21 protein-coding genes and 1 tRNA gene are annotated in these 26,881 nt (G+C 45.8%); 11 read left to right on the forward strand and 11 right to left on the reverse strand.

Annotated elements, in window-relative coordinates:
• Positions 1 to 66: 66 nt before the first annotated feature.
• Positions 67 to 1,638 (reverse strand): glycoside hydrolase family 10-like protein, encoded by a 1,572-nt coding sequence (locus tag MUY27_RS13010; RefSeq protein ID WP_245130467.1) that lies wholly within the window; start codon positions 1,636 to 1,638, stop codon positions 67 to 69.
• A 289-nt stretch (positions 1,639 to 1,927) separates the two neighbouring features.
• On the opposite strand from MUY27_RS13010, the gene MUY27_RS13015 reads away from it, so the two are divergent.
• Complete coding sequence (locus MUY27_RS13015) at positions 1,928 to 2,845, forward strand: coiled-coil domain-containing protein (RefSeq protein WP_245130468.1); 918 nt, start codon at positions 1,928 to 1,930, stop codon at positions 2,843 to 2,845.
• Positions 2,846 to 2,897: 52 nt separating this feature from the next.
• On the opposite strand, the gene MUY27_RS13020 is transcribed toward MUY27_RS13015, so the two are convergent.
• The 3 genes from MUY27_RS13020 to mqnB all read right to left on the reverse strand — a co-directional run bounded on the left by MUY27_RS13020 (position 2,898) and on the right by mqnB (position 6,061).
• Positions 2,898 to 4,328: an ATP-binding protein gene (locus MUY27_RS13020; RefSeq protein WP_245130469.1), complete on the reverse strand. Its 1,431-nt coding sequence runs from the start codon at positions 4,326 to 4,328 to the stop codon at positions 2,898 to 2,900.
• 126 nt (positions 4,329 to 4,454) lie between these two features.
• Positions 4,455 to 5,357 (reverse strand): menaquinone biosynthesis family protein, encoded by a 903-nt coding sequence (locus MUY27_RS13025; RefSeq protein ID WP_245130470.1) that lies wholly within the window; start codon positions 5,355 to 5,357, stop codon positions 4,455 to 4,457.
• Positions 5,358 to 5,410: 53 nt separating this feature from the next.
• Positions 5,411 to 6,061, reverse strand: coding sequence for a futalosine hydrolase (mqnB, locus tag MUY27_RS13030; protein ID WP_245130471.1), 651 nt, complete (start codon positions 6,059 to 6,061; stop codon positions 5,411 to 5,413).
• 75 nt (positions 6,062 to 6,136) lie between these two features.
• Here mqnB and MUY27_RS13035 point away from each other — a divergent pair, with 75 nt between their 5' ends.
• The 4 genes from MUY27_RS13035 (at position 6,137) to MUY27_RS13050 (ending at position 11,957) form a co-directional block, all read left to right on the forward strand.
• On the forward strand, positions 6,137 to 6,553 hold the full coding sequence (locus tag MUY27_RS13035; RefSeq protein ID WP_245130502.1) for a 6-pyruvoyl trahydropterin synthase family protein: 417 nt from the start codon (positions 6,137 to 6,139) through the stop codon (positions 6,551 to 6,553).
• A gap of 4 nt (positions 6,554 to 6,557) precedes the next feature.
• On the forward strand, positions 6,558 to 7,199 hold the full coding sequence (gene folE / locus MUY27_RS13040) for a GTP cyclohydrolase I FolE (RefSeq protein ID WP_245130472.1): 642 nt from the start codon (positions 6,558 to 6,560) through the stop codon (positions 7,197 to 7,199).
• 59 nt (positions 7,200 to 7,258) lie between these two features.
• Positions 7,259 to 8,146, forward strand: a complete 888-nt coding sequence (gene fabD, locus MUY27_RS13045) for an ACP S-malonyltransferase (RefSeq protein WP_245130473.1) — start codon at positions 7,259 to 7,261, stop codon at positions 8,144 to 8,146.
• A gap of 70 nt (positions 8,147 to 8,216) precedes the next feature.
• Positions 8,217 to 11,957: a sensor histidine kinase gene (locus tag MUY27_RS13050; protein WP_245130474.1), complete on the forward strand. Its 3,741-nt coding sequence runs from the start codon at positions 8,217 to 8,219 to the stop codon at positions 11,955 to 11,957.
• On the opposite strand, the gene hflX is transcribed toward MUY27_RS13050, so the two are convergent.
• Positions 11,954 to 13,138 (reverse strand): GTPase HflX, encoded by a 1,185-nt coding sequence (hflX, locus tag MUY27_RS13055; protein WP_245130475.1) that lies wholly within the window; start codon positions 13,136 to 13,138, stop codon positions 11,954 to 11,956. The genes MUY27_RS13050 and hflX overlap by 4 nt on opposite strands.
• A gap of 167 nt (positions 13,139 to 13,305) precedes the next feature.
• Between hflX and MUY27_RS13060 the strand changes: the two genes are divergently transcribed.
• From MUY27_RS13060 to MUY27_RS13075, 4 genes are all read left to right on the forward strand, one after another.
• Positions 13,306 to 14,637, forward strand: a complete 1,332-nt coding sequence (locus MUY27_RS13060) for an APC family permease (RefSeq protein WP_245130476.1) — start codon at positions 13,306 to 13,308, stop codon at positions 14,635 to 14,637.
• A 63-nt stretch (positions 14,638 to 14,700) separates the two neighbouring features.
• The gene (ku, locus tag MUY27_RS13065; RefSeq protein WP_245130477.1) at positions 14,701 to 15,468 is read left to right on the forward strand and encodes a non-homologous end joining protein Ku; all 768 of its coding nucleotides are present in this window, start codon (positions 14,701 to 14,703) and stop codon (positions 15,466 to 15,468) included.
• Between the two features lie 3 nt (positions 15,469 to 15,471).
• The gene (gene ligD / locus MUY27_RS13070) at positions 15,472 to 18,033 is read left to right on the forward strand and encodes a DNA ligase D (RefSeq protein ID WP_245130478.1); all 2,562 of its coding nucleotides are present in this window, start codon (positions 15,472 to 15,474) and stop codon (positions 18,031 to 18,033) included.
• A 72-nt stretch (positions 18,034 to 18,105) separates the two neighbouring features.
• A complete protein-coding gene (locus MUY27_RS13075) occupies positions 18,106 to 18,657 on the forward strand; it encodes a YciE/YciF ferroxidase family protein (protein WP_245130479.1) in 552 nt (183 codons plus the stop codon).
• A gap of 71 nt (positions 18,658 to 18,728) precedes the next feature.
• Here the strand turns inward: MUY27_RS13075 and MUY27_RS13080 are convergent, their stop codons facing one another.
• The 3 genes from MUY27_RS13080 to MUY27_RS13090 form a co-directional block, all read right to left on the reverse strand.
• Positions 18,729 to 19,097 (reverse strand): hypothetical protein, encoded by a 369-nt coding sequence (locus MUY27_RS13080; protein ID WP_245130480.1) that lies wholly within the window; start codon positions 19,095 to 19,097, stop codon positions 18,729 to 18,731.
• Positions 19,098 to 19,261: 164 nt separating this feature from the next.
• Positions 19,262 to 19,999 (reverse strand): YoaK family protein, encoded by a 738-nt coding sequence (locus MUY27_RS13085; RefSeq protein WP_245130481.1) that lies wholly within the window; start codon positions 19,997 to 19,999, stop codon positions 19,262 to 19,264.
• 111 nt (positions 20,000 to 20,110) lie between these two features.
• Positions 20,111 to 20,899, reverse strand: coding sequence for an adenylate/guanylate cyclase domain-containing protein (locus tag MUY27_RS13090; protein ID WP_245130482.1), 789 nt, complete (start codon positions 20,897 to 20,899; stop codon positions 20,111 to 20,113).
• 192 nt (positions 20,900 to 21,091) lie between these two features.
• On the opposite strand from MUY27_RS13090, the gene MUY27_RS13095 reads away from it, so the two are divergent.
• Positions 21,092 to 21,165, forward strand: a tRNA-Asp gene (locus MUY27_RS13095).
• A 186-nt stretch (positions 21,166 to 21,351) separates the two neighbouring features.
• Positions 21,352 to 21,558: a hypothetical protein gene (locus tag MUY27_RS13100; RefSeq protein WP_245130483.1), complete on the forward strand. Its 207-nt coding sequence runs from the start codon at positions 21,352 to 21,354 to the stop codon at positions 21,556 to 21,558.
• Between the two features lie 103 nt (positions 21,559 to 21,661).
• Here MUY27_RS13100 and MUY27_RS13105 read toward each other — a convergent pair whose 3' ends face one another.
• The 3 genes from MUY27_RS13105 to MUY27_RS13115 are packed head-to-tail and all read right to left on the reverse strand — an operon-like array spanning position 21,662 to position 26,879.
• The gene (locus tag MUY27_RS13105; protein WP_245130484.1) at positions 21,662 to 23,107 is read right to left on the reverse strand and encodes a serine hydrolase domain-containing protein; all 1,446 of its coding nucleotides are present in this window, start codon (positions 23,105 to 23,107) and stop codon (positions 21,662 to 21,664) included.
• Positions 23,108 to 23,139: 32 nt separating this feature from the next.
• Positions 23,140 to 24,573: a S41 family peptidase gene (locus MUY27_RS13110; protein WP_245130485.1), complete on the reverse strand. Its 1,434-nt coding sequence runs from the start codon at positions 24,571 to 24,573 to the stop codon at positions 23,140 to 23,142.
• Positions 24,574 to 24,623: 50 nt separating this feature from the next.
• Positions 24,624 to 26,879, reverse strand: a complete 2,256-nt coding sequence (locus tag MUY27_RS13115; protein ID WP_245130486.1) for a CocE/NonD family hydrolase — start codon at positions 26,877 to 26,879, stop codon at positions 24,624 to 24,626.
• Positions 26,880 to 26,881 lie beyond the last annotated feature (2 nt).

The raw sequence follows: 26,881 nt of genomic DNA on the forward strand, positions 1-26,881 counted from the left end.
AAAAACAGAAGAGCGCATACACGTATTTTTGTACTGCGCTCTTCGCTTATTTGTTCTTTTTGAAAGCTATTCCAGCACAATCGTAACGGGGATGGAGTGCTCACTTTCGTTCTTGATACGATCCACCGCCGTCACTACATAAATATATTTCTTCCCTTTTTCGGCGCTGTTATCCAGCAAGGTAGTGTCGGTATTATAGCGTACATACAAAATATGTTCAGGGTCTGAAGTATCGATCATGTCCTTTTCGCCAAAGCGGTATACCACATAACCTGCAACGGGTTCGTTATCCTTTGCCGGTGGTGGCGCCTGCCAGTTAAGCAATACCCCACGCGGATTACTTACCGCGGTTAGCAATTGCGGCGCATTAGGAGCGATGGAATCTCGCCACAGCATTACCGGTGGCAATGCTGGTTTGCGGTAAAAATCACGTCGCAAAGAATCGCTAAAGCCAAGCGGGTTAGCCGTCAGCGAGTTCGAGCTAAAATAAATACTGCCTTGTACCCTTGGGTTTGCCCGGATGTAACGGATCTGGTTAGGCAACTCGCGCGGATTTCTGAATGCGGTCTGGTTACGCTCATTAATACGGTAAGCAGCCTGACCGATGTATAAATGCCGCCCAAATGTATTATCGCTCCACCAGTCGATCAGCTTTTCAAAAGGCGCTGCCCTGAAGCCGAAAGGCCAGTAGATCTGCGGATTAATATAATCAACCCAACCTTCCTGCACCCATTTGCGGGTATCGGCATACAATTCAAGGTAAGAAGAGCCGCCGTTGGTTTCAGATCCTTCCACATCCTGGCGTTTGTTTTTCCAGATTCCCAGCGGGCTTACGCCAAACTTTACAGATGGTTTATATTTATGGATGCTGTCTGCCAGCATTTTTATCAGTTGATTAACGTTATCCCGGCGCCAGTCGCGTATATCAGTAAAAGCCGAACCATATTTCTTGAAGGCTTCCGTATCATTAATTACCTGCCCGGCAATCGGGTATGGGTAAAAATAATCGTCCATGTGCAGGCCGTCTATCTCGTAATTCTTTACAATGTCCAACACTACCTGCACAATATATTCGCGCACTTCGGGCAGTCCCGGGTTAAACAGCTTTTGCTTGCCATAAGTAAAGAACCATTCGGGATGTGTTTTGGTGGGGTGGTTTGACGCAATGTTGGCGTAATTAGCATCAAACGTGGCGCGGTAAGGGTTAATCCAGGCGTGTAATTCCATACCGCGTTTATGCGCTTCAGTAATGGCAAACTCCAGCGGATCATAAAACGGATCGGGCGCCTGCCCTTGCTTACCCATCAGCCAGCGCGACCACGGCTCGCGGCTTTTGGCATAAAAGGCATCAGCCGCCGGCCTCACCTGGAACATGATGGCGTTGATGTTGCTCTGGGCGTGGTAATCAAGAATTTTTAATAGCTGTTCTTTCTGCTTATCAGAAGTAAGACCAACGCGGCTGGGCCAGTCAATGTTAACGACGGTGGCTACCCATACACCTCTGAATTCGCGCTTTGGCGCTTTTACTGCTACCGGCACTTCGGCAGTAGTTGTACTTGCGGCAGGGGGCTGGGCGTTAGCAAAATAACCGGTTAGCAATAACAAAAATCCTGAAACTAATAATCTTCCTTTGCCCATACCTATACGTTTATAATTCAAGTGCGGGCAAAGATATAGAAACTTTGCCCAAAGCTATTTGCGTAGCGCTTGCAATATTTCAGCCATTTTTGTGTTTTTATGGTATAGTAATTAATTTTAAACAAATGTTACTATGAGGCAGTATGTTAGGTGGGCTGACATGCTGAAGTGGTACAGATAAAATTTTGAGTTAATATAATTTTTGTATTATCGCAAAAAGTTAAAGGCAGCTGCACGTTATAGCAGACCATTGTGCAGCATAACGCATTTATCATTAAATAACTAACTTATGGAGAATCAATCCGGACAAAACCAAAATTCCAGAAAAAATTCCAACGTCATTTATTTTCTAATTGTAGTGGTGATCGCCCTGCTGGGTACAGATGTTTATCTCTACTATCAGAAAAGAGGTTCAGACGAAAAAATCGTTTACCAGAATGATGAAAAAACACGCTTGCAAACTGAGCTGGATAGCCTCGAAGCCCAGATACAGCAGGTAAATAGCAGCAAAACCAAGTTATCTGCCGAAATGCAGGCCAAGAATGATTCCTTGCAGTCTAAGATCAAATACCTGCGCGTGCAACTGGCAAAAGGAAAGCTTACCGCAGCAGATTTACGAAAGGCACAGGAAGATATTAAACAGCTACGCTACTTTGTTACAAAATACACTGCAGATATAGAGGAGCTGAAGAAACAAAACGCCACCCTGACCACCGAGCGGGATACCTTAAAAACCAATCTGGCTACTGTAAGTACCAAGGCTACTGAACTTGCAAAGCAAAACGAAGACCTGAACACAAAAGTGCAGGTAGGTTCTGCATTAAAAACTTCGAGCCTTAACATAGGCACGTTTAAGGTGAAAGGTAACGGTAAGGAAAGCGATAATGATAAGGCTAAAAACGTTAAGAAGCTGAAGATTAACTTTACAGTAGCTAACAACGCGATTGCTACACAGGGCCTGCATGATGTTTATGTGCGTATCATAGATCCAGCCGGTAACCTGATCACCGGTACAGATGAAGGCACCTTTACTGCCGACAGCCAGGAACTTCAGTACACCTATAAAACGTCTATTGAGTTTAAGAATGACGATAGCCCTTATACCATTGATTGGGTAAATGCGAACCCTTTTATAAAGGGCACTTATACCGTAATTCTTTATGCCGATGGTTTTACCATGGGTAAAACATCCTTCAATCTTAGATAATTTCAAGGAAAGATATTATCTCAAAACGCTGCGGAAACACCGCGGCGTTTTTTTATGCCTTTTCCTGGCCGGGGCTAAGCGGTAAGGTAAACCAAAATTCTGAACCTTTTCCGTATTCGCTTTCAAAGCCGATATCTCCGCCGTGGGCGCGTACAATTTCAGCAGAGATGAATAACCCCAACCCGATACCACTCATGGTATATGATTTTTTTAGTTCGATCTGCACAAATCGGTCAAATACTACCTGATGATATTGCTTTTCTATTCCAATTCCGAAATCTTTTACCAGCACCTGCACACTGCCCTGCAACAGCCGCGAGCGGATAATAATCCGGTCGCCATTGGGCGAATATTTAATGGCATTATTAGCCATATTCACAATCACCTGCCTCAACCTCAGATCGTCACCCATTATCTGGGGTAACTCTGCAATATCCAGTTCTATGCGGTGACGCGAATTAATCACTTCCAGTTGTTCACCCACTTCCCTGATCAGGTCATTAATATTAAAAAGCTTTTTATTTAAGGTAAGCCTGCCGTTGTTGATTCGGGTAACATCCAACAGGTCTGTAATTAAACCGGTAGTGCGGTTCACTACTTTATCCAGCTGTTTCACCAAAGGCTTGATGGTTTCGTCATTACTTTCGTGCACTTTCTTACTGATCATTTGCGCATACATCTTTAAGCTGGTGATCGGTGTTTTAAGCTCGTGCGAGGCAACGCCGATAAATTGCTCTTTTTGCTGTAGTAACTCTACCTGCAGGGTAATATCGCGCAGGTTACAAACCAATGCGCATATGGCTTCATCTTCCAGCAGGTTAGTAATCATGCCCTCTACCCAACAACTTTCGCCGTTTCGTTTCACACACCGGCATTGCACCTTGGTGTGCGCACCCGGACTGGCAATAATTTCTTTATGGGCGTCCAGGTAACGCTGATAATCTTCCGGGTGGATCAGTTGATTTTCGGGCAATGCCTTAATCTCGGCATCCGAATAACCCAATATGGTAAAAATTGCGGGGCTGGCGTAAGTAACCTCCCGCTGCGCAGTCAGCAGTAAAATGGCATCCTGACTATTTTCAATTACGGCGCGGAAGCGGCCGCTTTGCCGCTGTACTTCTTTACGGGCTTTTGATAAGGCGGTACCGATTGAACAGATCAGCACGCATTCCCCCAGAAAAATAAGGGTTTGTATGGCACCCGGCCCTGAAGTAACCAGCGTATGCTGCCTGGATATAAAATAGTAATTTGCACAATAGGCTGCAGCAAAAGATAAAATGATGGCGTAATTGCGGCCCCAGTATCTGGCGGTAATAATTACAACACTGAAGTAGAGCAAAAAAGGCGTGCTTTTGCCCAACAGGTCGGGGAAGTTTAGTTTCAGTTGAGTGATAGCGATGAGTAATAACGGCGAGATTAGCAACTGCCAAACATTTCCCGGAAGTTTATAGGCGCTATCATTTATGGCAAACCTCGTTATCATATTTGCTTAAACACACATCGAAGTTTTTTGTTAAGCCAAAAGAAACATCAAGTCTTAAAAGCTAAAGTTATTAACTGGGTGATAAGATTAGAAGGGTGCTGAATAACAGTAAAGCAGGGATTAAAATCAGTCTGTCAGGAAAAGCGAGTGGCTGATCGGCGGGATAATATTTTTTTCGGTAGCCTTATCAAACATTAACTGTATAGCGTTCCTGCCTTCATTGCCCAGGTCTACAGAATACTTGTTCACGTATAAATCGATATGCTTATACATCACCTCTTCGCTCATTTCCTGCGCATGTGAACGGATGTATTCCAAGCCGGATTTTGGGTTGGCAAAAGCAAATTCTACCGACTTACGCAGCACACGGTTCACTTTTAGCGCTACATCAAGCGGGATGTCACGGTTAATCACAATACCACCGAGCGGGATGGCGCAGCCGGTCTGCTTCTCCCAGTATTCACCTAAATCCTTAAATTTCGATAATCCTTTATCCTGGTAAGTAAACCTGTTTTCGTGAATGATCAGGCCAAAGTCTATTTCTCCGCTCAGTACTGCCCCTTCAATATCAGAGAAAACCAACTCCACCTTATTTTTAGCCTCGGGGAAGGCCAGGCTTAGCAGAAAATTCGCGGTGGTGTACTTACCTGGTATCCCGATCCTGGCTTGATTAATCACCGCATTTAGATCGATGGTTGTTCCAATACCGGCTTCCGCTACGATTGTTTTAGTATTTGCATCCGTTGAAAAACGGTTTATCGGGCCTTTATAGATCAGCATTGGCCCAACACCGAAACCTAATGCGCTACCTGCATCCAGCAGGGCATATTTTTCTGCCACATAGGCAAAAGCATGGTAGCTCAGTTTAGTGATATCCAGTTCGCCGCGCAGGGCCTTCTGGTTCAGCGTTTCCACATCGTCATAAAAAACTTCGAATTCTAAACCCTCAGTATCAATTTTATGATGGATCAGCGCGTCGAAAATAAAAGTATCGTTTGGGCAGGGTGAAAAGCCAAGTGTAAGTTTCATGGTAATTTGTTGAATTTTCTAAAGCTCGGGATATAAAACCTTGAACCCGTAACCTATAACTCGCGCAGCAGCGCGGCAGCAAATGTATTCAGATTTTTAACGGCTAAACCTATCTTCCATGACTCGCGGTTGCGTTTTTCCACATAATTTGACACAGCCCTGATCTGCACACATCTAACACCAGCTTGCCGGCACGCATAAAATACGGCCGCGCCCTCCATGCTCTCTACCTGCGGATTTAACCGCGACGCCACTTTTTCAATAGAAGCCTCATTGCCATGGACTTTATTCACCGTAATTCCGCTCACTTGTTTAATGTTCAGGAACGGATGCCTGTCTGGTGCGAATGTCACGTCGCCAAATCCCATCTCGTTCAGTGGTAAAAAGGTGTCGCCATCCTCGGCGCCTAATTCTGCAAATGTATCTGTTATCACCTCAACCACTTCACCCAACTCAATGCTGCGGTCGAAACTGCCTGCAATACCGAGATTGATCACCAGGTCATAATGATTTTGTGCCAGTTGCCTGCCCAGCGCGTAAGCTGTAGCTACCATACCCACGCCGGTGATGAGGAAGTTTAGTTGCATGTTGCGAGTTGCGGGTTGTAAGCCATCACTTTCAACTTTCAACTTTTGACTTTCAACTTCCTCTGACTTCAGGTTACTCACCTCCGCCCCGGTTGCCGCTACAATTAATACACGCATATCCAGATTATTTGATGACGAAGATAAAACAACACGCCTGTTTTTGTTTTGTATATTTGGCCAATTATTATTATGATGATTTACATTACGCGCAGAGAGCATTTTAATGCCGCACACCGGATGTATCGGGATGAATGGAGCGCAGAACAGAACGCAGAAGTATTTGGTAAATGCGCTAATCCTAACTGGCACGGCCATAACTATAACTTATTTGTAACTGTTAAAGGCGAAATAACGCACGCAACCGGTTACCTGATAGATCTGAAGGATCTGAAAAAGATTATTAATGAATATGTGATTGAAAAGCTGGATCACAAGAACATTAACCTGGATGTGGAGTTTATGAAAGGCAAAATGGCTTCAACAGAGTTACTTTGCATTGAAATATTCAACCAGTTGAAAGCGCCTGTAGAAGCACATGAAGGTGTCTTTCTGCATTCAGTTAAATTAGCCGAAACCGAAAATAATTCCGCCGAATATTTTGGCGAATAAGAAGATGACAGATATTAACGACAACATTCCGGACAGGGATGAAGGGGTACAAAACTACCGGAAAATAGATCGCTATAACCCGGAACTGATCACCAGCCTTTCTGCCCATTACCAGGATATTTTACAGCAAATTGGCGAAGACCCTAACCGCGAAGGGTTATTGAAAACGCCTGAGCGCGTGGCAAAAGCTTTAATGTTCCTGACGCATGGCTACGACCTTGACGCAGGAGAGATTCTAAGATCTGCCATGTTTAAGGAAGAGTACAGCCAGATGGTGGTGGTAAAGGATATTGAGGTATATTCAATGTGCGAGCACCACATGCTGCCGTTTTTTGGTAAAGCCCACGTGGCTTATATCCCTAACGGGCATGTAGTAGGGCTAAGCAAGGTCCCGCGTGTGGTAGATGTGTTTTCGAGAAGGTTGCAGGTTCAGGAACGCCTGACGAATGAGATCCGCGATTGTATCCAGGACACCTTACAGCCCTTAGGCGTAGGCGTAGTAATCGAATGCCGCCATTTGTGCATGAGCATGCGTGGCGTACAGAAACAAAACTCGGTAACCACCACTTCTGCCTTTACCGGCGAATTCTTAAAAGAGAAAACACGTACCGAATTTTTGAACCTGATAGCAAGTAAACTGAGCTAAAGCAGTACCTGTTGCTGCCTTACCTTAATAACTGAATAACCAAAAAACTAATTACTAAATTGAAAGCATACGTTTTTCCGGGACAAGGCGCCCAGTTCACAGGAATGGGCAAAGATCTGTACGACCAGTCTGAACAGGCCCGTGCGCTTTTTGAACAAGCAAATGAAATTTTAGGCTTCCGTATTACCGATATTATGTTCAGCGGAACAGAGGAAGAATTAAAGCAGACCAGCGTAACACAACCTGCTATTTTCCTGCATTCTGTAATACTAGCAAAAGTATTAGGTGACGATTTTCAGCCAAATATGGTAGCCGGGCATTCCCTGGGCGAATTTTCTGCCCTGGTAGCCGCCGGTGCGTTATCGTTCGAAGACGGCCTGCGTTTGGTAGCTGCACGTGCTAATGCCATGCAAAAAGCCTGCGAAATACAACCTTCTACTATGGCAGCAGTACTTGGCCTGGATGATTTTACCGTGGAGGATATCTGCCACCAGATCAGCGATGTAGTAGTGCCTGCTAATTACAACTGCCCGGGCCAGCTGGTTATTTCCGGAACCGTTTCAGGCGTGGAACTGGCGATGGAGAAACTTACCGCTGCCGGCGCGAAAAGAGTGTTAAAGCTGAACGTTGGCGGCGCATTCCACTCTCCTTTAATGGAATCAGCCCGGGTTGAACTGGAAGAAGCTATCGTTAAAACCACGATCAATTCGCCGGTTTGCCCTATTTATCAAAATATTGATGCTAAGCCATATACTGATCCCGAGCATATAAAACATAATCTGATCGCACAGCTTACCGGCGCCGTTAGGTGGACGCAAACGGTAAAGCATATGCTGGAAGATGGTGCCACATCGTTTACCGAAGTCGGGCCAGGCAATGTACTGCAGGGTCTGGTTAAAAAGGTTGACCGCGCTATACCGACTAACAGCGCCACGATTAACGCATAAATATTTAAGCCACTTTAACGTGGCTTTTTGTTTTTATACTACCTTTACATTTGCCTGAAAAACTGCCTTTTTGAACGCTTCAGCTAAAATACGTGTTTGGCTGGCTATAGTTTGTGCCGCTCTACTGCTTACAGCAATTGTTGTACAGCAAACCCATACCCCTGCCTATGATCTTAAGCAATCTGGCAAGCTGCTGGAGAAAGCGATACAAAAAAAAGAAACGTATGTAGACGGTATACTAAATAACCCATCTCGGTTTGCACAACTAAATACCCTTCCGCATAACCAGCGCGACGCGCTTTCTTTTATTGAAGAGGTAACCAATACCCATCGGATATGGTTAAGCACGCTGGTAGATGGTAAGCTTTCTTTTTGGTCTGGGGTAAAAGTGCTGGCTGAAAATGATAAGGTTAAAGAAGGGCGATCTTTCATTAAAACGCAGAACGGTTACTACGAGGCCATTAAAAAAAGCAGGGGTAATTTTACGGCGATATTTTTTATCCATGTTAAGCCATCGTATCCCATTCGTAACCAATACCTGCATAATGCCTTTGACCAGGATCTGAAGACAGAAAACGACCTGGAACTTGCCGATTTTACCGATGCCCACGTCTATAACATACACAGTATAGACGGCAAGTATCTCTTCTCTGTTAAACTTAAATCAGGCGCCTACCAGGGTAACTACATTGGCCAGATTTTGTTATGGACAATTACCTTTCTGCTTATCAGCCTGCTGATCAATATCATTTGCCGGAACCTGGCCAGGAAAGGCAAATTGTGGCAGGCGGTTGCACTGCTGTTTTTATTTATAGTAGCCGTTAAAGCTGCTAACCTGCTGGGCTGGCCCGAATGCCTGTATGAAACAGAATTGTTTAATCCGCACTGGTACGCAAATGGCTGGCTTTTTCCATCCTTCGGCGATTTATGTATCAATGTTCTGCTGTTGTGTTGGTTTACCGGTTTTATTTATGTTAACCGTTTCCGGCTGTTAACAAAAGAAGTTAAAAACCAGGCGACAGGTTACGCTATAGTCGTTTTATCCACCGTATTCCTGATCGTATTGCTAACGATTTTTGTACAGCTGTACTATGGCATGGTGGTAGAATCAAATATCAGCTTTGATGTGAACAATGTGCTCAACCTTTCATGGCTGAGTATAATGGGTATCACCATTGTTTGCGTTAATTTCCTGGTATTTAACCTGATTGATGAGACCCTGCTGGCCATATTAATGAAGGTAAAGGTTTCTGTTCGCAATAAGGCCATCATATTTGCATCGGGGATCATTATCGCCACGCTGATTAATTGGTACCTCAGCGTATTTACCTTGTTTTATCTCCTGGCCGGGATTATCATTGCCATCAGGGCCTGGATTATTTGGTATCGCGAAAGCAAGATCAGCGCCCCTGCTTTTATGGCCATAATCATTATCAGCTCACTGATCGCCTCTGTTAAGCTCACCCGTTTCCAGGCGTTACGGGAACATGAAAACCGTAAACTGCTGATCAAGAAGCTGGAGGCTGCGGACGATGGTGCGGCTGATAAAATTTTCAGGGCGATCGAAAAACAGATCATCACAGACCCCTACCTGATCAGGTATTTTAAAGAAACAAATCGCAATAATGCCTACCTGCGCACTTATTTCAAAAAGAACTACTTCGACGGCTATCTGGCTAAATACGGGTTTAAGATCTATGAGTTTGATGCCAAAGGGCAGCCTTTAACTCACGATAATAATTATATACTGGACAACTTTAAAGATATGGTGCTTTACAGCGCCTTTAAAGTCTCCAACTATTTTTACCGCGAAAATGAATCGTTTGGTTTTCAGAGCTATTTTGGGTTATTGCCTGTAGCATACAAGGGCGAAAACCTGGGCACCTTCGTAATTGCGCTACAATCAAAGCCCCTTCAATATACAGAAGCTTCGCCCGAATTATTATTGGATAACAGCCAGCGCGAAAGCAACGATTTTAAAGGCTACTCTTACGCCTTCTATAGCGACAACCAACTGCTTTCACAGAGCGGCAGTTACATTTACGATATTGTTAATCACACTTTCAGCGCGCCTTTAAAGCAATATGTTTTCCAGAACACCAGTAGCCTGGGTGTTACCAGTTTCAGGCCTGCGGTAAATTATAATCACCTTGTCTACAAGCCAAGTGCAAGGAAGCTGATCATCATCAGCAAACGGGAATACCCGGTTTTAAACGGCATTACCTCGCTCACCTTCTTCTTTGTTTTTCTGCTGGTATTTAATGGTATTGTACTGGCCTTAAGATGGCTTTGGAGCAGGGTGAAATTGGTATCTGTAACGGAAAACAGCGTACGCTGGGCTTTCAGCATTAACCTGGAGCGGATACTTTACAAAACGCGCATACAGTTCTCCATGATTTTTGCCGTGGTGGTTACCTTACTGTTGGTGGCGATCATTACCTATTTTTCTATATCATCGCAATACCAGGAGCAGCAAAACAGCGCGCTTACCGACAGGATACTGAGAATTGCCTCAGCGCTGGAGAACTACATGGATAAGGATACAGACCCGCTGAAGCAGGAAACGCAGGTAAGTTTCAATGCCTTTGCCGACGCTTATTCTGCTGACCTGAACCTGTTTGACCGCAAGGGTAACCTGCTATTCTCTACCCAACCGAAAGTTTACCGTTTAGGCCTGTTAATGCCTAAAATGAACGGGAAAGCTTTCATTTACATGAACAAGCTTCAAAAATCCGAACTGGTAAATACCGAGCGTATCGGCGATTTAAATTATAAGGCCGGTTATGCGCCGATAAGGAATAACAGGGGTGAAACCATTGCCTTTTTACAATTGCCTTTCTTCTCTAATGAGTTAGAGTACCGCGAGCGGCTGGGGTCGCTGCTAAATGCGATGATCAATATCTATGCGATCATATTTATCCTGATCGGCTCTATCGCCATATTGATCGCCCAGCAGATTACTTCTCCGCTAAGTTTTATACAACATAGCCTTAGCAAAACTATTTACGGACGTAAAAATGAACCGATTGTGTGGGAAAGAGATGACGAAATTGGTGCCCTGGTAGCGGAGTATAACAAAATGATTGCCGAGCTGGAAAACAGTGCAAACCGGCTGGCCCAATCTGAACGGGAGAGCGCCTGGCGCGAAATGGCCAAACAGGTAGCCCATGAAATTAAGAACCCGCTGACGCCTTTGAAACTCGGATTGCAGTTGCTGGAAAAATCATGGAAGGATAAAGACCCGCGCTTTGATGCCAAGTTTGAGCGCTTCAGCAAATCATTCGTAGAGCAGATCGAGAGCCTTTCTACTATCGCATCTGAATTCTCTGCTTTTGCAAAAATGCCTGAGACGCGCATGCAGCGCTTAAACATCTTCGAAATGCTGCACCAGGCCGTGGTGGTTTACCGACAGATGGATAATGTACTTATCAACCTGAACCTGTCCGAGCAACCGTTCTTCATCATGGCCGACCGTGACCAGCTATTACGGTGCTTCAATAACCTGCTTAAAAATGCCATTGAAGCTATGCCGCCGGGGCACCCGGGTATTATTGATATCAACTACCTGATCAACGATCACCGCATACTAATCAATATTAAAGATAATGGTTCTGGTATACCCGAAAATCTGCGGAATAAAATCTTCGAACCTAACTTTACTACGAAGAGCTCGGGAACAGGGTTGGGGCTGGCGTTCGTTAAAAACTCGATAGAAAACGCGGGCGGGAAAGTATGGTTTGAAACCGAGATCGGTGTGGGGACGATATTTCATTTAAGTCTTCCTGCCGCTCATGGGCAGGAAGGCTCTTAATAAAGCAAGTTATCGTACGGGTAGCGTTCGGTGTGTATCGCTATTACTTTATCGTACAGCAGCTTTCTGAACTCATCTACATTTTCTTTCTTCAAGGCAGAGATGAAAATTGCCGGGCTGTTATTAGCCGCCATCCAGCTATGCTTAAAGTCTTCAATGGTTAGCTGCTGCGCGGGATCTTCCGGGTGATGCGTTACCGGTTGATAAGCATCTATCTTGTTGAACACCGTGATTACCGGCTTGTCAATCGCGCCCAGGTCTTTCAGCGTTTCATTTACCGTACGGATCTGGTCTTCAAAGTTAGGATGCGAAACATCTACCACGTGTACCAGGATATCCGCTTCGCGTACCTCATCCAAAGTAGACTTAAAACACTCTACCAAATGGTGTGGTAGTTTACGGATGAACCCTACGGTATCTGAAAGCAGGAAAGGCAGATTTTCTACCACCACCTTGCGTACAGTTGTATCCAACGTAGCAAATAACTTGTTCTCTGCAAACACTTCCGACTTTGAGATCATGTTCATGATGGTAGATTTACCCACGTTGGTATATCCAACCAATGCTACACGAACTAACTGCTGGCGGTTTTTGCGCTGCGTCTCGTTCTGCCGGTCAATATGTTTTAGTTTTTCCTTTAGCAGGGAGATCTTGTTCAGGATCAAACGGCGGTCAGTCTCAATCTGCGACTCACCTGGTCCGCGCATCCCGATACCACCTTTCTGCCGTTCCAAGTGGGTCCATAATCTTGTCAATCGAGGCAACAGGTATTGCAACTGGGCCAGCTCTACCTGCGTTTTTGCCTGGGCTGTTTGCGCACGGCGCGCAAAAATATCCAGGATCAGGTTACTTCTATCCAATATCTTTACACCGATTTCTCTTTCGATATTCCGCAGTTGCGACGGCGATAATTCATCGTCAAACACCACCATATCAATTTCTTCGGCTTTTACATAATCGCGTATTTCTTCCAGTTTACCCGAACCTACAAATGTAGCTCTGTCTGGCCGCTGCATCTTCTGGGTAAAGTTTTTTACGGTGTCGCCCCCGGCGGTATCCACCAGAAACTCCAACTCTTCTAAATATTCGCGTTCCTGGGCATCGGTCTCGTCAGGAGTGACGATACCCACCAAAACGGCTTTCTCCTGCTTCACAGCAGTATCATAAAACTTTTTTCTCATTACTTTTTAAGGCGCAATACAAATGCCAAGTTATAAAAAACAAGCAAATTGGCAGAAAAGTTACTTCAACCCGGTATGGAACTTAAGTTATTGATAACAAATCGGCATACCGGATTTTTGAATCAGCGAAGCTTCAATTAAATTAGAAGCCTGCAGCAGGAATAAAATTGAAGAACCGCACGCCAAAATCTAACAAGCTCCGCGCTTTACAGCTGATATTTATTGTATTCTTTACGGTGTCCGGAGGGCCTTATGGTCTGGAGTCACTGATTGCTTATGCGGGTACCCATGCCACGCTGCTTATCCTGCTAATTACACCGTTGTTATGGGACCTCCCGGCAATACTAACAGTGGCAGAGTTGAACAGTATGATGCCAGTAGAGGGCGGTTATTATGTTTGGGTTAAAAATGCGTTGGGCCTGCGCTGGGGTTTTTATGAAGGGTGGTGGACCTGGCTCTATACTTTTATCGACCTGGCCATTTACCCAGTAATGTTTGTGCAGTACGGCAGCTTTTTCTTCCCCTGGATGGCCACTTACCAAGTAATCGTTTGCCTGGTATTTGTCTGGGTAGCCGCGCTGATCAACATCCTAGGGATAGTGCAGGTAGGCCGTGCTTCCATGATCTTGAGCGTGGCAGTACTGGGCCCTTTCATTGTGCTGCTCATCGTCAGCCTGATGCACCATTCGCTGGCTGCACACTTGCCTGCGCCTTCGTTAAAGCGTCTACCGTTTCCATCTTTTTCCATGGCTTTATACACCGTGATGTGGAACTGCCTGGGATGGGATAACGTAACTACCTACGCGCAGGAAGTGGAACGACCGGTTAAATCTTACTTATTATCCGTGTTTACGGCATTCGGCCTGGTGATGGTGGTTTATTTTGTAGTGATCCTGATTGCCCAGCAATCGGGCTTTAACCCACAAACCCTATCAGACCAGCGCTTCCCCGCTTTGGGTGTTTTTATCGGCGGGCATTGGTTAGGTGTTCTGCTCGCTGCAGGTGGCATGGCCAGTGCAATGGGTATTTATACCGCTGTGCTGCTTTCGGTTAGTCGCATCCCAAAAGTAATGGCAGATGATAAGCTGCTACCAGCGAAACTGAATAAACTAAACCGTTTCGGTACACCATATCTTTCGATATTGATCTGCTCACTGATAGTTAGCCTGATGATCCTATGGTCGTTCGACGAACTGCTGATCATCGACGTTACAGTTTACGGCGCAGGCTTGTTCATGGAATACATCACCCTTATTGTGATGCGTATCCGGCAACCAGATCTACTCCGTCCGTTTAAAATACCGTTAAGGACAGGCTGGCTTTGCGTCTGTTTGATTATACCCACAGCCGTTTATGTGGTGGCTTTAGCAGGTGCATTAGCATCCGAAGAAAAGGCAATTATACCCGCTTTATTTGCTTTACTCACCCTTGCCACAGTAGAAATAGCATGGCAGGTTGTAAGGTTTTATAAACGTTTTAAGAACTCGCCTGTAGTATGAAATTACTACACTAAAACTGTTTCGGCATTTTCATAGTTATAGATAGGCTACAATGCACTATCTATGAGATCGATATGGAAGGGCTCGATTGGATTCGGCCTTGTTAATATTCCCATTAAACTGTATTCGGCCGTGCAAACCAGTTCTATTGACCTGGACATGCTGGATGGCCGCGACCATGCCCGCATCCGCTTTCAGCGGGTAAACGAAAATACCAAAAAAGAAGTGCCTTACGACAAGATTGTAAAAGGCTACAAAATGGACGATGGCAACTACGTGATCCTGGAGGATGCCGACTTTGAAGCAGCCAGTCCGGAAAAAACCCGTATGATCGAGATCGAAAGCTTTGTGCAAATGGACGAGGTAAACCCGATGTTCTACGAGACCTCGTACTATGCCGAACCCGAGCAAAAAAACAGCAAAGCTTACTCGCTGTTGGTACAAGCTTTAGAGAAAAGTAAAAAGGCAGGTCTTGCGCGCTTTGTGCTTCGCAGCGCAGAAAACCTGTGCATTATCCATCCGGAAAATGGCGTGTTAGTAGTCACCCGCATACGTTTTGGGCAGGATCTGCGCAGCAGCGACGAATTAACCGTGCCTAAAGATTCCAAACTGAGCAAAAAGGAACTGGATATGGGTCTGGCGCTGATTAATCAATACTCTGAGAAGTTCGACGTATCGAAATTTAAGAACGAATACACCGACGAGTTGATGAAGATCATCAAGGCGAAGGCAAAAGGTAAACGCCCAACCATTAAAAAGCTAAAACCTGTTAAAGAACCGGGTGATGACCTGTACGACCAATTGATGGCCAGCCTGAAGAAAGGAGCGTAAGGTATGGGATTGAAAGAATACGAAAAGAAGCGCGATTTTAACAAAACATCAGAACCTAAAGGGGGTAAAGGCACCGGCAAAACATTGCGATTTGTAATTCAACGGCACCATGCTTCACACTTACACTACGATTTCCGTTTAGAGTTAGACGGTGTTTTAAAAAGTTGGGCAGTGCCGAAAGGCCCTTCCATGAACCCGAAGGACAAGCGACTGGCCATGATGGTAGAAGACCATCCTTATGATTACCGAACCTTTGAAGGACTGATTCCCCAGGGTGAATATGGTGGTGGCGTAGTGATTATCTGGGACGAAGGCACCTACGAGTCGCTTGCTGAAACCCGTGAAGACGATGTAAAAGCACTGCATGCCGGCTTACACAAAGGCGACCTGAAATTCAGGCTGCATGGCAAAATTTTACAAGGTGAGTTTGCCTTGGTCAAACTGCATTCAGACGAAAAATCCTGGTTGCTGATTAAGCATAAAGATGAGTTTGCAGTTAGCGATCCTTACAACAGCGAGGACTTCGTACCCGATAATATTAAGGAGCTGTTGAACAATAAGACAGAGAAAGTAAAAAAACTGCCGAAGCATGAATCACCGGCTGAGGTTTACGATCATAGTGAACATGTTTCAGCCCCGGCGGAAACGCATGAGCCGGAGCCTGATTCCAAGCAAAATAACAGTAAGAAGACATCCGGTAAAAAGTACGAGCCAATGATGGCCAAGCTGGAAGCCAAACTATTTGAGGATCAAAACTGGTTTTACGAACATAAGCTGGATGGCTACCGGGCACTGGGTTATACCGGTAAGGAAGCCAAACTGATCTCGAGGAATAACATCGACTTCGGCGACAAGTACAAACAGGTGTTAGACGAGATAAAAACTATTGACCGCCAAGCCGTATTAGACGGTGAAATAGTAGCTGAAGATAAAGAAGGCCGCGCAAGTTTCCAGGAGTTACAAAACTACCAGAACAGCGGTAAAAAGCTAAACCTGCGTTACCATGTGTTTGATCTGCTGATGCTGGATGGGCACGATGTCCGCTCGCTGGAATTATGGAAACGTAAAGAATTACTGAAAGCCCTGCTGGATTCATACCCTCAACTGAAGCAGTTGATCTACCACGACCATGTGGAAGGTAAAGGCGCCGCTCTGATGGAAACTGCCAAGGAAAAAGGCTGGGAAGGGATTATCGGCAAGGATAAAACCAGCACTTATGAAAGCGGTAAACGTTCGGACAGGTGGCTGAAGTTCAAACTGCAGAATTCGCAGGAAGCGATTATCTGCGGTTTTACCAAACCAGAAGGCTCGCGGCGTTATTTCGGTTCGCTGGTGCTGGGTATCAGAGAAGGCGCGAACATCCGTTACGCCGGTAACTGCGGTACCGGGTTTAACGAAGCTTCACTGAAAGACTTGTATGAAAAAATGCAGCCCCTTGTGACCAAAGAGCGCACACTCGAAGAGAAAATCCATCAGCGCGGACCGGTTACCTGGGTGAAGCCAAAATTGGTATGCGAAGTTTATTATAGTGAATGGACCGGCGACAGGCATCTGCGCCATCCCGTATTTAAAGGTTTACGAAACGATAAAGAACCAGAAAAAGTAGTGATAGAAACTCCGGAAACGCAACTGGCAGATGATGAAACGATAAAGATCGGCCGTAAAACCCTGAAGCTGACCAACCAGAACAAGTTATGGTGGAAAGAAGAGGGTATTACCAAAGGTCAATTGATCCACTATTATAAGCAGGTGTCGGCGCAGATCATTCCCTTTATGAAAGACAAGCCTATCTCTATGCGGCGCCAGCCCAACGGCATTGCAGACGAGGGTTTCTTCCAGAAAGATGTAGACCGGAAAATGATACCCGATTGGGTGCAAACTGAACCGCTCTATTCGGAAAGTATCCATAAAGACATTCAGTTCATCATCGGTAAAGATGAAGCTACTTTACTACTGCTGGCTAATTTAGGGTGCATTGAAATGAACCCCTGGTTAAGCTCGTACAAAAAGCCGGACCATCCCGATTTTCTGGTGATCGACCTTGATCCGCACGATGTACCTTTCAGCCAGACCATCGCTGCGGCACATAAAACTAAGGAGATCTTCAACCGCATGAATGTGGACTGCTATATTAAAACCTCGGGATCAAAAGGTTTGCATATTTACTGTTATGTGGGCGGCAAGTATAATTACGATTTCATCCGGGTATTTGCAGAATATATTGCCACGATCATCCATGCAGAACTACCCGAATTTACCAGCATAGAACGTACGCCCGCCAAGCGGCCAAATAAGATCTATATCGACTTTCTGCAAAACCGCCGTGGACAAACCATTGCTGCGCCATATTCTGCCCGGCCTAAACCAGGTGCTACCGTGTCCGCACCACTGCACTGGCACGAGGTGAATGAAAACCTGAAGATCTCCGACTTTACCATTTTCAACATGCCGGATCGTGTAAAACAGGTTGATGACCCCTGGAAGGATATGATGAAGAAAAAGGCTGACCTGCAAAAGGCCTTGCAGCTTTTGAAACCGGATACGGTTCAGTTCAAAAAGAAATAAGCTATTTCTTAGAAAGAAATAAAACCACTTTGATGCTATCGCGTTTAATTAATAACTAAAAAAATAAATGAAATGGCAACTAAAACTAAAGCAAAAGAAGAAGAAAATGTAGCGACTGATGCTAACGAGTCGGCCTTACAAGAACTGTTTATAGACGAACTTAAAGATATTTACTGGGCAGAGCAACACCTGAGCAAAGCATTAGCCAAGATGGCAAAAAACGCTACTTCAGATGAATTGCGCCAGGCTTTAGAAACGCATATGCAGGAAACCGAAGGCCAGATAGAGCGTTTGAAACAAGTGTTCGGTTCTATTGAAGAAAAAGCTTCAGCCAAAAAATGTGAGGCCATGGAAGGCCTGATCAAAGAAGGCGAAGAGATCATGAAAGACACCGAAAAAGGCAGCATCACCCGCGATGTCGGTATTATTTCGGCGGCACAAAAAGCAGAGCACTATGAGATCGCTTCATATGGCACCTTGAAAACGCTGGCCACTACGCTTGGTTATACAGAAGCTGCTGAACTTCTGAACCAGACACTGGAAGAAGAAAAAAAGACCGACGGTCTGTTAACACAGCTGGCAGAAGGTAGCATCAATCCTTCGGCAAAGAACGAAGCGAAGTAACAATACGCATAGAAACGCAACCGTCTCAGTAGTATTATTGAGGCGGTTTTTTATTTCCGGTAACTTCAGATTCAGATAAACTTACCGTCAATCCATTTCAGGTCTACTCCTGTTTCCTGCAAAGCCTTTGCTATTTCAGTATTAACAATAAGAGCGAGTTCGAATTTCTGGAAACGCACACAGGTTTCATATAAAGCTTCCGCCACGTTTAACGCTACATTAAAATCTCCCTTACTTAAAACCTTGAGGTTATACCGTCCGGATGTGTAAATACCAGAGAAATAGGCAGTAATATCAACGTTCAGTTGTTTGCAGATGTCTGTCAGCATGTAAATGTTAACAGGGTCGTCATCATCAAGCAAATCGAATAAGGTGTTTTCTAATTTTCTTACCAAAGCAATAGTTGAAGCACCTTCTTCAATTTTCTTTCTAATTGACATAGTTTAGTTATAATTAAAAAATAAAGATATAAAAACTCATGCATCTATAACGCGAAAATTTTCCTATTCACTAAAACGTTACCTTTTAATGAGGAATACAATAGGAACACAAGGCCGTTATTGCCGACTTTTTAACGTAATCACCGTGATTAGCTTTGCTGGATTTAGTCCTGATTTTTTTGATGCAGATGCTTATGATAGTACCGTTTAATATGCACCCTTACTACATCGTAGATCAGCGCATATACAAGCAGCCCACAGGGGATAAAGAAAGCTCGGTAACGAAGTAACTGAAAAAGATAAGCCCCGGCCAATGCTCCGAGCATGAAGCAAAAGATAATCACCAGTCGTAACCGTATGCGGGGCATTAGCATTTTGCGTTCGGTACGCTTCAATTGTATTGCATGGGCGATATCAATGCCCAAGTCTGTAAATGTACCGGTAAGGTGGGTGGTCCGCACTACAAAGCCTGATACTAAGGACACCAATGCATTCTGCATGCCCATGGCGAATAACAGGCCACCGGCCAGAAACGCCTTTTCAATAAAATAGCCATGATAGAAATGACCAAAGCTGGCTACCGAAAGCAAGATCAGCAGTTCTGCAGAGATAGGTATTACATACCCAAAACGATGGTTCTTTCCGATTATAGAAACCACTAAGGCAGACGTGAAAGCCCCGGCCAGGAATAGAAACATCCATAGGGCGATAATGGTAGCGTTCGGCCAATCGCGAAAAGCCAGCCTTTCAGCAAAAAGTGCAGCGTGGCCCGTTACGTTAGTAGTTAGTACGGCAAAAGCAAGGTACCCGGCAGCGTTAACAAAGCCTGCGGTAAGCCCCAGGAGTGAAGCCAGCAGGAAATTGTGTTTGAAAGTTCTTTTATTACCCCAATGTCGCAGCATGATGCGGTTAACCTAAGCTGGGGCTAAATGTAATTTTCCTGGGGATTATTTAAAAATAGCGATGCGATAAATATGTTGAAAAGAACAAATAAGCGTATTTAAGTAAGATTATTACCCGGAAATCGCCATGATGTAATCCATTTCACTGCTCCTGCTATCTGCTATCAGTCGCTGATAAGGTTTTCCTGCAAGCCTAACCTGTTGCGCAGCAGATATGCCCTGCAGTTTTAACGCTAAAGGCTTAAAGTCGCTATGCTGATGATCGAGGTATTGATAGGCCTGTTCAGAGATCAGCCAGTCGTTATTTACCTCCTTTGTTTTTGACTGCAACCTGGCAGCAATATTTACAGGCAGCCCCATTACAGATAATTGCCTTTTAGCATCAAACTCCACTTCGCCAACAACCACATTTCCGGTATGTAGCCCAACGCCTATCTCCAAAGGATAACCACTGTTAATGTTGGTGTAAGCGGCATTGAACCAGTTCATGGTTTCAAAAATCCGTTGTACGGCCTGGTACCCATCATTGATAGCTTTTTCAGCAGTTGTTGCCAAGCCAAACACGGCATAAAGGCTATCACCAGCTATTTCAACTACCCTGCCGTTAAAGCTATTAATGATCTGCGTGAACCCTTTAAACAACCATCTTACCAATTGGATCACTTCATTAACAGGACGGGCTTCCATCAGGCCGGTAAAATTCCGGACATCTAAAAAAACAATGGCCAGCTCTTTCTCGACACTTCCGTTGGGCAAACCCTCTATGGTCGTGCTGTTCTTTTTTAATAAGGCAAAAGATTCGGTCAGGTACTGACAACTATTGGTATCAGCCCAAACAGACGGCTGGGTTTCTTTATTTGCGAATGAAGAAAGTTTATGAGGATTTTCAGAGGTATTCATATTGTGCGTGTTGTGTTTAAGTAGACAGACGCAAAGCTTTGAAAAACATTTTAATCAAACGATTAATTAAATTGATGTGAAAATAAGATGACAACATTTAAAGATTGTGATGACAAAGGCTTTATCGGTAAAAGCAACGAAATGGATTTTATAAACTGAAATTAGTTTCTATATTTGCAGTCCCAAACGGGAGGAGTGGTAGTTCAGCTGGTTAGAATACATGCCTGTCACGCATGGGGTCGCGGGTTCGAGTCCCGTCCATTCCGCTAGAAATGATTAAAAACCTGTAAGTCGCTGACTTACAGGTTTTTTTTATTTCTGACTGATGGGACTCGAACCCAATTGTCAAATCCTGTCAAATACACTCAAATAAGCATATTTTAGACCGAAATGGTCTTTGGTCGCACCGTTGAAACTTTTTAAAAGGGTGCCAAATCGGGTACCATTTTATTATGCCGATTAATGTCTTCAATTCCAGCTTGTTGGCAGCTATCCTACGGACCTTTGGGTCAACGGTAAGGACCGTGCGTTTGGATGCGAATATCGCAGGTATATTTTTTAAGAACCTGGTCACCAATGCAGCTGATCCGGCTAAATCGAACAGTGACCAGAGCTTACCGGCGCTTCCGCGCGTAAATATGCCAGCCCCCGATAAATAACAGCAATCATGAATTTCATAAGTATGGTTGTACTAGTGATTTTAATAATCATAATAATCACATGATATTGAGGGGCAAATAATCGAATTTTGCAAAGCGTTTTTCACTGCCCATTTTCCCTAAGTACCCTTTTCGCATGGTCATTATGAGAGTCTAGCGCTAAAGACCTTTTATACATCTTCATAGCCTCGCTTTTCCTTCCGGACTTTAACAGGGCTTCGCCATAGCTGTCATACGCGTTGGAGCTGTTAGGGAACAAATGGACGTTCAGTTGCAGGATCGCCGTTGCTTCGGGTAATTGATTCTTGTCCAGCATGCGGTAGGCCCACTCATTCAGCTCGAACTCGTTGGGACGAAAGCCCGGGTCCTTTTTCATCTGCGCCTCCGTTATGGCTATGGCTTTGTCAAAACCCACTTTTCTCAGGTTGGTCCTTAAAAAGGTCAGCGGATCCGCCTCAGCAATGTCAGGCAGGTAACACGCCGCGATCTCTTCCAGGTAATCTTCGGGATTGCTGTTGCCGAGGTTATCGAAAACGATAACAGCCAGGTCATCATCGGGATACAATAAAAAAGCGGCGCGCCCCCCGCCGGACATGCCCATGGCCCGGTGCTTAGGCCTAACTTTGGCAATGCCCCAGCCTAAGGCCCAGGGGGTTGGCTGACCGTTGTTGAATTTAGCCTGCGACCACATGGTGTCGCGAAGGGCTTTGGAAGCGATCAATTTGCCGCTTTGCAGGGCGATCAGCCAGTGTGCTACGTCCTCCGCAGTGCTATTCAACCCGGACCCGGTCCTGCGGAAATAGGGAAATTCATAATAATTGTTAACCAGTATTGGTTGGGTCAGCCGCCTGCCATCAAGCGCGCCGCGGAAAAAGTAGGTCGGCGCGTAATGCGGGATCACATCACGTGAGTCCCCGAACAGCGTGTGGCTCATGTTCAATGGGCCGAACTGGGTTTCGGCATAGACCTCTGCAAAGGGCTGCACGGAAAATTTCTCGATGATCTTGCCGAGCAAATAGCCATTGGTCTGGTTATAACTGAAGCGTTCGCCTGGCTGAAAATCCAAAGCTTGGGCTTTCAGCTTTTCCCAGGCGCCTTTTTCGGTTTTTAATGCGGCTAAGCCGCCGGTATTGGGGTCTAGCAGTTTAAGCAGGTCAGGGAGACCGGAGGTATGGGTCAGCAATTGCCTGACCGTTACTTTTTGCCAGCTTGGCGGCAGGCTGTCCAGGTAGGCGGCGACAGGCGCTGATAAGTTGACCTTACCCGCTTCCACCAGCCGCATGACCGCTACACTGGTAAAAACCTTAGTGCAGGAGTTGATCGGGAAGATCGTCCGGTTATCCACCGGTACGCTGTCCTGGAGATTGGCCAGGCCATAGGAGCGGCTCAACTCGATCTCGCCGTTCTTGACGATGGCGATCTGCAATCCGGGGACCTTGCGTTCCTGCATTTCCCGCCGGATAATTTCATCGACGCGCTCGGCGGGGGATTGTGCCGAGGCAGTATAACTGGTGATGATAAAGGTAATGAGGTGAATGAATCGTTTCATATGGAAATTGACGCAAATGGTAAGTGTGACACTTAATTGGCTAAATGCTGTAATACCTTGGCTAAGACCGCATCCCGCCCAGTTAAAATATCGCTCAAAGAGGGTTCAACAATGATGTCAGGAGTAGTGCCATGCCCGAAGTTTTTGTTTTGATCCACGGCGTTAATATACTTCAGCAAAGGGATAGAAACTTTTATACCGAAAGCGACCTGGGCTTCGGGGATCAGTCCGCTGTTATTGCCCCCGTAGTCCCCGCCCGTTTCCTCGCCGACCATTGTTGCACGTTTGTTGTACTGCAACACCGCAGCAACGTCTGCACAAGACGACAAACAGGCGCCATTGATCAATACGACCAGTTTTCCTCTATAAACATCGTCTTCAGGTTGCTGCGGCTCGTAAAAATCAAATTCACGGGTAAATTTAGATTTCCGCCAGAGGTAGCCGGAATCCGCCTTTAAGGGTTTGCCGTAGACGAGCTTGGCCGAACCTTTTATGCTTAAAGCAAAGGGCTCGGTCACCTCGATCCGGTCCCAGTAACGGAAAGGCCGGTCGATCAGGTACCTGCACAGCAAAGCCGCGTTAGGGTCGCTGCCACCGGTATTATTTCGCAGATCGATCACCAGCTTCCCGGTATGCTGCGCCTTAAGCTCTTTGAAAACGCCGGCAATAAACTTCTTAAACTGTTGTCCGCCGGCTTTGATATCCGTTTCGCCAAACGAGCGAATGGTCAGGATAGCGACGGAATCTTTCTTGTTAAAGCTCAACCGGGGGTGCTTGCCCAAGTCCATGGCCGCAGGTACCGGTATCTGATCATTGCGAACGGCAGGCAGGTCAAATTCCTTTTCGCCCTGGTTAGTCGCTACGCGGATCTTAAAAGAATCGCTAACCTTATAGTTAGTGCGGTAAACCTGCGCGAAGCGATTATTGATGGCCTGGTACTTCCAGGTCTCATTAAAACCATCTGACGATATCATTTCAAACAATTGTGTTTTAATTGCAGTAATGGGATGTCCGTTAATGCTCAGCAGTTCAGCACCGACGGGTACTGCGCTATTATTTGAATAGTTTTTAATGAGGTAGGCTTTTTCGTCGGTGAAGTAAACATCCAGCGGCAGCATATTCGGTTGTTCATTCAGGAAGTTGATATATTGCTCGGGTAAGGAAACACCGGTATGCACGCAACGTATTTTCGCGATAAGGGGCTTTAACGTGCGGAAGTAGGTTAATTCATCCATCGGCCCCTGGATGGCCGAAAGGCTGGAATCGATAAAATGGTTGAATTCAGCCTTCGGCGTATAACGGTAAAAGCCGGGATGTTTTTTGGCCATCTCGTCCAGGAGTTCCTTAATACTATGGCGAGCCGAGTCTGCGGTAATGGTTTGCTGCGGGTTGAAACTTTTACTGGTTTGTGCAATAAGCGATAGCGATTGCAAAAGAAGGAAGGCAAAGGATAGGTAGTTTTTCATAATGCTAAAATAAATGCATCAATAACTGTGGTTTGTTAAAAAATGTGAAATCAAAATTTGACGGGTATATCGATGTAACTCCCGTTTAGCCATTTGATCACTAAAGACGCTTTGCCATCGCTGCTGGTTTCTTTAGCCACATCACCGCCTGTCCCGTAGTTAACCTGCGCGAACGGGTTCTTATCGGTATTGACCACCACCAGCAAACGGCTGCCCTTCTGTAGTTGCCGACTGACCAGGCGGGTACGTTCAAAAAGGATCGTGGTGGTTTGTCCGGGTACCAGCAGTTGGCGCTGCGTCATATCGTGGGCATAACTGGCACGGCCCAGGAAGTAAGACAATTGGAAATATTTGCCATCGGGCGTTACTTCGTAAAGTACCACGGTAATATCCATATCGCGTTTGTTGATGATCGCTTTCAGCTCGCCGGTAAACAGGCCGTTAATTTGTATTGCTGTATTAAATGGTTCTGATACAAAGAACAGCCCGTTGCTGCGGTTGATGTCGTTTTTGATGATGGGCGATGGGTAATAATCGCCGTACCAGGCCTGTCGGCTAAACAGGTCTACCGTATCGTTAAGCTGGAAAGGATGCACCGGCAGTTTTGCCGAGAGCTGGTAGTAATTTCCGCTTGGTTGATCGGTCAGGTACAGGCGCAGTTTTTTATCGGCCATTCCGGCGATAGATCCAGTATGCACCCACTTGTTCGCACCCATTACCTCATAGTTCACTTTGCCTTTAATGAGGGCAGGCCGCTTTTTGTCTTTCAGTACATAGTCGAGCCACTGAAAAGTGACCTCGCGGGTACTGATCAATGCCGCGGGATCGACGGCATAATCACGTAATACCGGAACGCCGCCGTTTTGGGTGCCGAAATGGTCATAAGGGCCGATCAGGAGATAATGATTTGCTTTACGGTTATATTTCAGGTGTTCCTGGTAATAATGCAGGCCTGAGATCTGTCCGTCATCGTAATAGCCTTCTACCGTTAGCACCGGTATGTTGATCTTGGCGAAATCCTGCTGGTAAGGTACCTGCTGCTGCCAGTATTGGTCATAGTCTGGATGCTGCAGCCAGCGTTGCAGCCAGGGATTGGGGGTGCCGTCAACACTATCGATCTTATTATAGGCTGCGCCACTTTTGAACCAGTTCCGGTTCAATGATGCCCATCGGTCCGGGTCATTGTAAGTACGGTTATCCAGGTAGCGGTTGTTCGTGGCATAAAAAGCCCAGCCGTAATTGGCGTTGAGGAATACATTATTTTCCATGGGCAGGCCGAGGCCCGGAATCGCTGCTACATAGGGCACGATGGTTTTCAGTGCAGGATTATGGTATTGGGCTGCCGCCCATTGGGTGAACCCATTATAGCTGCCGCCAAACATGCCGACTTTTCCGTTGCACCAGCGCTGCCTGGCAATCCAGGTGATGATCTGGTTGGCATCTTCCCCGTCATGTTCAAAGGGCACAATCCCATCCCGACTAAATCCCTTACCCCGGCTGTAAACCACGACGCCTGCATAACCATAAGCTGCCGGAGCATATAATCTCACGCCGGGGACACTGTCTGCATAGATGGTATACTGCATCGCCGCCGGTTGTGGTTGGTGTTGCTCTTTTTTAAGTATCGTCACTACATGCAGATGTATGCCGCTGGGGATGCGCGCCAGTTGTTGAGTAACTGCATATCGTCTATGGCAATCGGCAAGGATCAGCGCCTGCGCGATCTGTCCCGTTTCCTCAGCCAGGCACAGATCGGCATAGGCAACGCAAAGGGCGAGCGCTTCAGCCGGGATTAGCATAGCTGTTTTATTGGCAGCATTTAAACGATCCTCGAATGCTGATCTTAAATTATTAAGGACCCCGGGATTCGAAAAACTGCCGTATTCGCGGTAAGCGGTCCGGTCGTCCAGCTTACGCATGGCCTCTCGGAATACCTGGGTATAGATCGTTGTAAAGGTGCCCGGATGAGCCGACTGCACTTGTTTAGCCCGGGCATAAAGCTGATAAGCAAGGCTGACCGCCGGTTTATAAGGGCTTTCGGCTTGCCAAAGCGGGAGCCACTGCTTTGCGGTAAGGATAGCCGCTGCATAATTCCCGGTCAGCAACTGCAAGCGGTAATAGTTTTCGAGATAGGTTTTGCGGTTACGCTCCCTGTAGATGTTCTGCAATTTCCCGGCCATCTGCCGGATCTGCAGATCTGTATGCACGCTGTCGCGACCGGCTTCGGCAGTCCATTTTAAAGACTGTGCCTTGCCGGATAGGTTAAAAAAAAGGCATAGCAATGCCAGGCAGATCCATCTGTTCATTT

This window comes from Mucilaginibacter straminoryzae, from assembly GCF_022953055.1.
GTDB classification, from domain to species: Bacteria; Bacteroidota; Bacteroidia; order Sphingobacteriales; family Sphingobacteriaceae; genus Mucilaginibacter; species Mucilaginibacter straminoryzae.

What these genes read in the sequence shown, in the direction of transcription:
- MUY27_RS13075 (WP_245130479.1), top strand. Translation starts at nt 18,106, where the DNA reads ATGGCAACTAAAACTAAAGCAAAAGAAGAAGAAAATGTAGCGACTGAT.
- mqnB (WP_245130471.1), bottom strand. Translation starts at nt 6,061, where the DNA reads ATGCGTGTATTAATTGTAGCGGCAACCGGGGCGGAGGTGAGTAACCTG.
- MUY27_RS13100 (WP_245130483.1), top strand. Translation starts at nt 21,352, where the DNA reads ATGCCGATTAATGTCTTCAATTCCAGCTTGTTGGCAGCTATCCTACGG.
- MUY27_RS13020 (WP_245130469.1), bottom strand. Translation starts at nt 4,328, where the DNA reads ATGATAACGAGGTTTGCCATAAATGATAGCGCCTATAAACTTCCGGGA.
- MUY27_RS13080 (WP_245130480.1), bottom strand. Translation starts at nt 19,097, where the DNA reads ATGTCAATTAGAAAGAAAATTGAAGAAGGTGCTTCAACTATTGCTTTG.
- MUY27_RS13015 (WP_245130468.1), top strand. Translation starts at nt 1,928, where the DNA reads ATGGAGAATCAATCCGGACAAAACCAAAATTCCAGAAAAAATTCCAAC.
- MUY27_RS13110 (WP_245130485.1), bottom strand. Translation starts at nt 24,573, where the DNA reads ATGAAAAACTACCTATCCTTTGCCTTCCTTCTTTTGCAATCGCTATCG.
- ligD (WP_245130478.1), top strand. Translation starts at nt 15,472, where the DNA reads ATGGGATTGAAAGAATACGAAAAGAAGCGCGATTTTAACAAAACATCA.
- MUY27_RS13085 (WP_245130481.1), bottom strand. Translation starts at nt 19,999, where the DNA reads ATGCTGCGACATTGGGGTAATAAAAGAACTTTCAAACACAATTTCCTG.
- hflX (WP_245130475.1), bottom strand. Translation starts at nt 13,138, where the DNA reads ATGAGAAAAAAGTTTTATGATACTGCTGTGAAGCAGGAGAAAGCCGTT.
- ku (WP_245130477.1), top strand. Translation starts at nt 14,701, where the DNA reads ATGAGATCGATATGGAAGGGCTCGATTGGATTCGGCCTTGTTAATATT.
- MUY27_RS13035 (WP_245130502.1), top strand. Translation starts at nt 6,137, where the DNA reads ATGATTTACATTACGCGCAGAGAGCATTTTAATGCCGCACACCGGATG.
- MUY27_RS13115 (WP_245130486.1), bottom strand. Translation starts at nt 26,879, where the DNA reads ATGAACAGATGGATCTGCCTGGCATTGCTATGCCTTTTTTTTAACCTA.
- MUY27_RS13010 (WP_245130467.1), bottom strand. Translation starts at nt 1,638, where the DNA reads ATGGGCAAAGGAAGATTATTAGTTTCAGGATTTTTGTTATTGCTAACC.
- folE (WP_245130472.1), top strand. Translation starts at nt 6,558, where the DNA reads ATGACAGATATTAACGACAACATTCCGGACAGGGATGAAGGGGTACAA.
- MUY27_RS13105 (WP_245130484.1), bottom strand. Translation starts at nt 23,107, where the DNA reads ATGAAACGATTCATTCACCTCATTACCTTTATCATCACCAGTTATACT.
- MUY27_RS13025 (WP_245130470.1), bottom strand. Translation starts at nt 5,357, where the DNA reads ATGAAACTTACACTTGGCTTTTCACCCTGCCCAAACGATACTTTTATT.
- MUY27_RS13090 (WP_245130482.1), bottom strand. Translation starts at nt 20,899, where the DNA reads ATGAATACCTCTGAAAATCCTCATAAACTTTCTTCATTCGCAAATAAA.